This is a genomic window from Streptosporangium sp. NPDC001559 (assembly GCF_042893955.1).
Classification (GTDB): Bacteria; Actinomycetota; Actinomycetes; order Streptosporangiales; family Streptosporangiaceae; genus Streptosporangium.
The window spans coordinates 286359-294029 of sequence record NZ_JBIAVG010000012.1; the positions used below are offsets into that span (position 1 = coordinate 286359).

Below are 7671 nucleotides of genomic sequence, written 5' to 3' on the forward strand. Positions count from 1 at the left end.
CGGACGATGGCCGACCAGGCGGAGAAGCGCCTCGCCGAGCTACTGACCGCCGAGGAGGTGGCCTCCGGTGGCTGACCCGCTCGGCTACGTCGTCGTGGAGTACCCGCCCGACTCAACGTGGCCCGACTGCAATCCGCACGGCGAGATCCACAAGGAGATCAGCGGAGCCCGCTACGAGCGGCACAACCTGGAGATGACCGCCCGCGCGCACGCTCTCCGTGAGACCTACCGGATCGCCGAGGTCCGCCTGGTGGAGGACGCCGATGACCGATGAGCCGACCTCCTACAGCGAGCTGGCCCAAGTGCTGACAGAGCTGCCGCTGCTGGTGCGTGAAGACCCGTCGCGCCCGCCGCCTGAACCAGAGTCGGGCGGCCGAACAGATCGGCGTCTCCATCGCCATGATCTCCCGGATCGAGGCTGGCGAGGGGCTTCATGTCGCTAGCGTCCTGCCCATCCTGCGATGGCTGGACACGGGAGGAAACAGCCGTGGCTGACACTGGCCCGGCTGCGGAGGTCACACTTCTGATCGCCGAGCTGGCCGCCCTGCTGGAGCGCCTCGCCGAGCTGCTCGCCGAGCCGATCCTGATGGACATCCACGAGGGCGTCCGCCGCCTGGAGACGAGCCTGCGCCGGGAAGCCGCCGGGCACCTTGGCGAGCGCCGCGGCGGGTCCGACGCTAATACCGCAGCGGCCCTCGCCTCGATCGCCCGCCTCGTTCACGCCGTGCCCGAGGAGGCCGCCCGCCATACGGCTCGCATCCTGTCCGGCTGGACTCGTCGGGCCGAGGAGGTCCGCGACATCGGCCTCGCCGAGCGGTGGGAGCCGCTGCGCGCTCCGGCGGGCGAGCTTCCGCCCTCCTATCCGTACTGCAAGACCTTCTCGCTGCGAGTCGGCCGCCGGGCGGGTCAGGTCAGGTGCGTGAACCGAAAATGCGTGGACGGCGACGGGCGGACGCCGGTCGCGACGATCGACAAGAACAGGGTGACCGACGACGCCATGTTGATCTGGCGGGACGGCCGGACGATCTACTACGGGTGCGGGGAGGCGTCGTGAACAGATGCGCATTGCGCGTTGGAGAAGTCGCGCTCACGCGAGCGTCGCACCTAAAAGCACGACGTTCATGATGTCAGGAGTAAGAATTATGCCCGTCAATTGATGCGCCAAGACCATGAGCTCTCGAACCCCTGCCGCTTTGCCTGGCCCTCCAGGTTGGCGATTGGGGTTTATATCAGCCCTGCGCATTTCGGTGAGCAAGTGGTCGGGATCGCTCCCATAGCGCTGCTGTGGCGATATCGGATCGAAATTGGTAATTATCTCGCTGTTAACTGCGTAGACGAATCGGCTGGACGCATACGGATGATTTAGAACAACGATGGCGGTGGTATTCTGCGCTAACCTCGCCAAGACGTCAGAGCTGTCGGCTGTCCAGCCATTGACCTGAAAGATCACGGTCCAGTCGCCGAAGTCGCCCGCAACGATCTTGTCGGGGGAGAGGTCTCCATCCATCAGCTGCTCCAACGTCTGTGGCCGGACTGTTTTCTGGTCCGCACCGATGCGCAGCAGCGCCGTTGACGGGTCCGTGCCCTTCACGAAAGTGAGGCACCAGATGTCTCCGAGATCCCATCCATCGACCAGCCAGGACGTATCTCCACTCATTTGGACCTCTCGCTTCCCTCTCGACGGGCGTAGGGGTGCGGAATGTGGCTGTCCGCACCCCCGATTCACCCTAGGACAGTTTGATCCAGAACGCATCCTCCTTGAGGATCCTGTTGTTTCCGTACCAGGCGGCCAAAGCGCGGCCGAACGCCTGGTTGTGGTCGGCTCTGATCAGGCGGACTGAGTAGTTGAAGTCGGGGTTCGCTCCAAGGGAGCCCTCTTCGACTGAGGCGAAAGGAAATTCATCGCAATTTAGAGCATTTGGATCTTTTTCGAGATCGCCGGACCAGGTCCTCTGGATCTCCCGATGACATACCGATTCTGATTTCTCCCGCTGCTTCTCATTAAGATCTTTGTTTGCGATGCGGTGAAGAGGGTTTTGTTGGGATCCTCCAGGAATGTTCTTTGACCGCCCGGCGGACCATGGGTAGACAACTCCACCGAGCTCCGGGTATGTAGGTGCGGCGTTTGGGTTAGTTAGGGCTTTCTTGATGTGATCGTACTGCTCGGGCCATGTCTCGCCTCTTTCGTTGACATCGTTCCGGGCCATTTCCATGAACATCGTTGGGTAGGTGAAGACGCAGCCGCCAGAGGGGGCGTAGACGTACTTTGCGGAATCGCAGCGAGCCTTAAATGCTATGTCGCTGACCCCCGCTTTGGTCCAGAGGTTGACAGATCGGGTTTTACTCCCGATTGGCGTTACTATAACGTTGAGCGAGAAGCGGCAGGTTGTTATCTTATCTTTGTCTTTTTCGTCTACGCCAGTTGCGGGGGATTCCAGCCCGAAGATTTCCAGCGAGTTGGCGTTCCAAGACGACTGAGACTTCTCCCGGAGGTTCGGGCCGAACGGCGAGCCCAGAACCGGTTTGCAATTCGCATTGCTTGGATAGCCTCTCGGCTTAAGTTTCAAGCCCAGCGGACTGAACAGAAGAGTACCGCTACCGGCGACGTTATTGAGTTTGGAACGAATAACGACTGTGCGGCTACTTTGGTCCGCGTCAATGAGGAGGGTTATATCTCCGGTGATCATTCCCTTGATTGACAAGGTATTGTTGATTTTATCCGCGTCTATGGCGACTAGCTGTCCGGAGTAGCATCCGGAGAACCGGCTACGGAAGTTGACGAATCCGACTATCTGAGCTACATCGGCGTCACAATCCTCGTATTTCTCGTACCGAATTGGATCAGTTTTTCTCACCGGCCACGGCCAGGAGACCGCCGCCGACTGGGTGAGACCTTTTTCCTCCCTGGCCCTTCGGGAGGTGACCGCTTTATGAGGCGCGCTGGTCACAGCGGCTGTGCTCGCCGTTGCTCCCGGATGCGTATAGAGATCGCTCACCTCAGTTGCAGACAATCCCCGAGGGAAGACCCAGAGGTCATCGATACCACCCCTGATGGACGTGCCTATGGTGAACGAACCATCAGCGTTCCACGGCGCGAAGCCGATCGTCTGTTCCTTGATCAAGTTTCCGTTGAGGTACAGGGAAAGAGTCCTGGAGCCATCGTCGTAGGCGCCAGCCAGATGGAACCACTCACCCACAGGTGGGGAAATCTCAGAAAGGGCGCCTTCTTCAGAGCTGGTCGCCGAGTCCGCTTGCCTCATAGTGAAGACCAGCCCATGAGCCGGATCGATACCGAGGTGGAACGGAGCCGCATTGGTCCCCTTCTGCTCGGCGATCGCATAGCGACCGTCTTTATCGTTAAGACGGACCCAGGCGGCGATAGTGAAACTTTCGTTTGTACGGATGATGGGGGTGGCCGCAGTGGCCATCGGCTCTTCGCCGGCAGTAATCGGATCGACTGTCAGTAGCTGCCACTCCGACCAGGGTGAGGTCGTTGCGGCCGAAGCAGCGCGGGCCCGCCAGCGTACCTTCCACCCGTCGGTCAGCTTCCCGGCCGGGACGGTGGTCTCAGCTTGGGTTCCCGCAGCCACGTTGTTGGCGCTGCCAGCCCAGATCTGTCCGCTGCCTTGCCCTTGTGGTGCGGCTGGGTCATGCTCGATCTCAAAGTCGGCTCGCAACGTCCCACCTGCTGGATCGTTCACCTGAGCTCGCAGGCTGGGGGTAAGACTTGACGTGGTAGTCGTGCCTCCAACCAGAGCCGAGGGAATGACCTGCAGAGCGCTCACGGCAGGGGCGGAAGGCAGATCGGGCAGGTCGATGGTGGCCTGTTGCCAGGCTGACCATGCCGAGGTAGTTGATGCAGTGGCGTTAGCTGCGCGGGCCCGCCATCGAACCTTCCAGCCGTCGGTCAGCTTCCCGGCCGTGACGGTGATCGTTGCCTGGCTGCCGGAGGCGACCGCCGGGGAGGTTCCGGCCCAGATCTGACCAGTGCCCTGTCCTGCGGGGGCGGCCGGGTCATGCTCGATCTCGAACTGGCCGGTCAGGGAGCCGGTCGCGGCGTCGGTGACGGTGGCGGCCAGTTGCGGGGTGAGCGAGGTGACCGTGGTGGTGCCGCCGCTTGCCTGGGCCGGGGTGACGGCCAGGTTGGTGACGGTGGGGGCGGAGGCCGGGCCGGAGGTGGTGACGGTCAGCAGCGGCGGAGCGACGTAGTCGGTGTCCTCCGAAGCGGTGAAGACTCGGTAGTTGTCGGTGCCGTCGGTTTCGTCAGGGTGCTGCAGCACCAGGCCGTGGTTGGCCGCGCCGGCCGCCCAGTCCTGGGCGATGCCGGTGATGGTCCATTGCATCCGGGCCGCGCCGCAGTCCTGGGTGAAGGCTTGGCGGTTGGTCTGGGCGTCCTCGGCGGTGGAGGCGGGCTTGTTGGCCCAGTGCAGGTTGTTCTCATCCCACGCGCCCGTGACCCGCCGCGCCTGGATGCCGGCGCCGACCTGGGTGCCGCAGGAGGGGGCGTCGATGTTGTTCAGCGACAGTTTGGCGTCGGTCACGGTGGAGCCGGTCAGGCTCGTGGTGTCGAAGCGCAGATAGACCCGTGACAGGAACCATCCGGCCATTCGCCCGGCCATCAGGTACTGACTGGTCGGGTCGGCGGGGAAGTCGGCGTCGTTGCTGTCGGCCAGTTCCACGTCGTGGTTGAACGGCAGCGTGGTGGCCGGGTCGATCCGCACCGGATAGGTTGTGGCCGGGTTGGCCAGGAATGCCTGGTCGGGCTTGAGCACCAGTTCGGTGCGGCCGTTCTCGGTCACCACGTCAGTGGTGATTTTCGCATGCCCGGTCTTGGAACGGCGTCCCTTGACCAGGCGGCCCCTGGCGTCGGCGTCCCACATCACCGGCTGCGGCGCCGAGGCGACCAGCTTGTCACCCTTGCCGCGGGTCAGTAGCAGACGTCCGCCTTTGCCTTTGGACAGGGTCAGTCCGTTGCTCTCCACGCCGATCCGCAGTTCCAGTGGCTTGGTGGGCCGTTCGCGCAGTACCACGTCGTGCCGAAACCCGGTCGGCAGCACGGTGATGACCAGGTCCGCGCCCTTACCGGCCGCGTCGGTGAATGTGGCCACGTTCTTGGCAAGGGTCGGTTTGGGCAGCGAGGTCGGCCACCGCAACGCGTACGACTGCCCGTCGGCTGCAGTCATCTTCACAAACGCGCTGACGCCGCCGTTGGACACCTCCACAGCGACGCCGGAGGCGATCGCTTTAGGCTTCAGTGTCCCGTCCTGCTCGGTCAGCGAGGTGTCGATCGGCGCCCATACGCCGTTCCGCTGGGTCCGTACTGGACCTGCAGTGATCTCGGTCGTGAACGATTTTCCATCGGGCTGGGCGTAGGTGATGCTTGTTTCAGATGTCTCAGCTTCAACCTCGACAGGCTTGCTCTGCTTAGCCGCTTCTTGTGAGGCAAGGGTTCTGAGCTGGCTGGTGGGTATATTCGACAGGGCATGCCCAGACTTGCCCGTGATCCAGGTGGCGGTGTTATTCAACGTCACCTTGTTATCGTTGATTGTGGAATCGGCTGCGGTGCTCCCGGTGGCCTCATCAAAAAGCCAATGAGCTATTGCAGGTTTCGGTGGGTCCGGTTGGGTGGGGTCTTCGCCGATGTTCGGGTTGCTCCATTGCTTGATCTCTTCAGGCGTCAGGCCGTCAGGTAGGACGGCATCCTTCAGGCCAGAACCTACGACTTGCGTCGATTGCGCAGCCTCGCTCTTGAGCTCTTCGGGAGTGACCGGATCTGGGTCGGGTGGCTCGTCGATCACTGAGTCGTCGACATGGGCCAAGACCTCGTTAAGGGTGGGAACGGAGCTGCTGCGTGGGCGCACGTACAACGCCTCTATCGGCTCTGCTCCTGGCGTATAGCTGATGAACAAGACGGGCCCGCGGGGCTGGCCCGGGTAGCCGTCGTAGCCGCCGTATTCGTAGGAGCGGTACCAGCGCCAGTTGGTGCTGTCGCTCTCACTGGCGGAGCTGAGCTGGACGCCATAGTCGGCCGTGCCGTCCATCCAGGCCTGGACCATGGTCTCGATGGAGTAGTACAGCTCGCCTTCGCCGCGGGAGCAGTCGTCGCTGTAGGCGCCCTTGTTGCCGACCTGCCCGCCGGTGGTCACCGTCGGCTGGTTGCTCCAGGTGAGGTTGCTGATTGTCCAGTCGCTGGTGACGCGCCGGGCAACGATGCCGGAGTCGATCTCCGAGGTACAGGCGTTGGCCCGGAAGTTCCACAGCCGCAGGTCGGCGTTGTCGACCGTGCCACCCTCTAGTGGGGTGTCCTTGATGTTGAAGTCGATGTAGGCGCGCCAGGTCGCCGTGCCGCTGTTGGACTTGCCAGCGATGATGCGCTGGTAGTTGATGTTGTTGGAGTTTCCGTTGGGATAGCTGGTGCTGACGAAGGTGTCGCCTGCGACACCGGTTCCGGTCCAGGTGTCGGAAGCCAGAGCTATGGTCACTGGATAAGCCACTGCGGGGTCAGCCAGGAAGCTAGCGTCGGGAGTCAGCAGTAGTGCTGAGTCATCGCCGTTCTGTTCCGTTGCAGTGGTCGCCGCGCCGACGTGGCCAGTCTCCGGTTGCTGGGCCGCAGTCGCGTCCAGCATGGGGGCAGCGGTGATGGGGGCGAGCTTCTTGTCGGCCTTGTCAGTGAGCAGAGCAGGTTTGCCGGAGGAGTCCTTGCCGTAGCGCATGCCCTTGGGCAGGTCGACCGGGATGCGCAGGCTCAGCTTCTTCTTTGCAGCCGGGCGCTGCCGGATCACGAGCTTCTGCTGGAGTCCGGTGGGGGTGGCGGTGATGACCAAGTCGATGCCAGGGCCGTACGCCGAGGGGTAGGTGGCGGTGTCGCCAGCCAGTTGTGGTTTGGGCAGTTTGACAGCAGCGGAGATCGCGGCTTGGCCTTTGTCGCCCTCGGTTCTCAGCAAGGTGGTGTCGCCACCGGCCGACAAGGTGAACTCTCCCTTGATGGCCTTGGGCCGGATGACTCCGTCCTCTTCAACCAGCGTGGTGTCGACCGGTTGCCACGTTCCATTCTTCTGAACGCGGATGGGCGTGGAGTACAGCTCGGTATAGAGAGTCTTGCCATCAGGGTTGGCGAATGTCGTCGAGGTCTCCGTTTGGTAGGAGGGAATCTCGACGCGTTTGTTCTGCTTCTTTGCCTCCCGCTGCGCGGTCTCCATGGGACCGGAAGCGGTGGTCGGCTTGGCGGAGGTGGAAGGTTCGGGAGTGGGGGCGGCTGTTGCGGGGACAGCCATCAGAGAGGTGGTCAGTCCGAGCGCGGCTATCACGGAGATGCGGCGCTGGGCTCGGGGTAACCCGTCGGGACCTGGTCGGAGTGTTTTCACTCTGGCCTTTCTCGAACGTTTGTTGCAAACCTCGCGATCTTCACATAAGGCCGACATAAAGTAAAGATCGATCTCGGTGTGCGAGAGATGACTGAGTGCGATCTTTGGTGGCTAGGGGTGTGTTTGGTGGGTTTTAGGAGCTTCTTTCCCTCGGTGGCGGCTGTGGGTGGTTCCAGGTGCTTCGCTCTCCTCAAACACGTGTAGATCATCTGCTAAGGGCTTGCAGATGATTAACTCGCCGAGTTGATCTTTTGTGGGAATGCGCCGGTGCTGAGGGCGTAGGCGGTGAGGTCTGATGCCGAGTAGA

The 7671-nt window shown here is 62.4% G+C and carries 5 protein-coding genes; 3 read left to right on the forward strand and 2 right to left on the reverse strand.

What is annotated here, in order from left to right; genetic code table 11:
* The first annotated feature begins 67 nt into the window (after positions 1-67).
* From ACFYY8_RS26915 to ACFYY8_RS26925, 3 genes are read left to right on the forward strand one after another with little or no spacing between them, the layout of a single operon-like run.
* Positions 68-274, forward strand: a complete 207-nt coding sequence (locus ACFYY8_RS26915; RefSeq protein WP_390045490.1) for a hypothetical protein — start codon at positions 68-70, stop codon at positions 272-274.
* A gap of 56 nt (positions 275-330) precedes the next feature.
* Entirely contained in the window at positions 331-495 is a 165-nt protein-coding gene (locus ACFYY8_RS26920; protein ID WP_390045491.1) for a helix-turn-helix domain-containing protein, read from the forward strand.
* On the forward strand, positions 488-1054 hold the full coding sequence (locus ACFYY8_RS26925; RefSeq protein ID WP_390045493.1) for a hypothetical protein: 567 nt from the start codon (positions 488-490) through the stop codon (positions 1052-1054). Before ACFYY8_RS26920 ends, ACFYY8_RS26925 begins: the two co-directional genes overlap by 8 nt.
* Positions 1055-1087: 33 nt before the next feature.
* Here the strand turns inward: ACFYY8_RS26925 and ACFYY8_RS26930 are convergent, their stop codons facing one another.
* Both ACFYY8_RS26930 and ACFYY8_RS26935 read right to left on the reverse strand, forming a co-directional pair.
* Positions 1088-1657: a DUF6461 domain-containing protein gene (locus ACFYY8_RS26930; RefSeq protein ID WP_390045495.1), complete on the reverse strand. Its 570-nt coding sequence runs from the start codon at positions 1655-1657 to the stop codon at positions 1088-1090.
* 70 nt (positions 1658-1727) lie between these two features.
* A complete protein-coding gene (locus ACFYY8_RS26935; RefSeq protein ID WP_390045497.1) occupies positions 1728-7199 on the reverse strand; it encodes a DNRLRE domain-containing protein in 5472 nt (1823 codons plus the stop codon).
* Positions 7200-7671 lie beyond the last annotated feature (472 nt).

Excerpts from the sequence above, each read along its gene's own strand:
- ACFYY8_RS26930 (WP_390045495.1), bottom strand. The coding sequence starts at position 1,657 with ATGAGTGGAGATACGTCCTGGCTGGTCGATGGATGGGATCTCGGAGAC.
- ACFYY8_RS26935 (WP_390045497.1), bottom strand. The coding sequence starts at position 7,199 with ATGGAGACCGCGCAGCGGGAGGCAAAGAAGCAGAACAAACGCGTCGAG.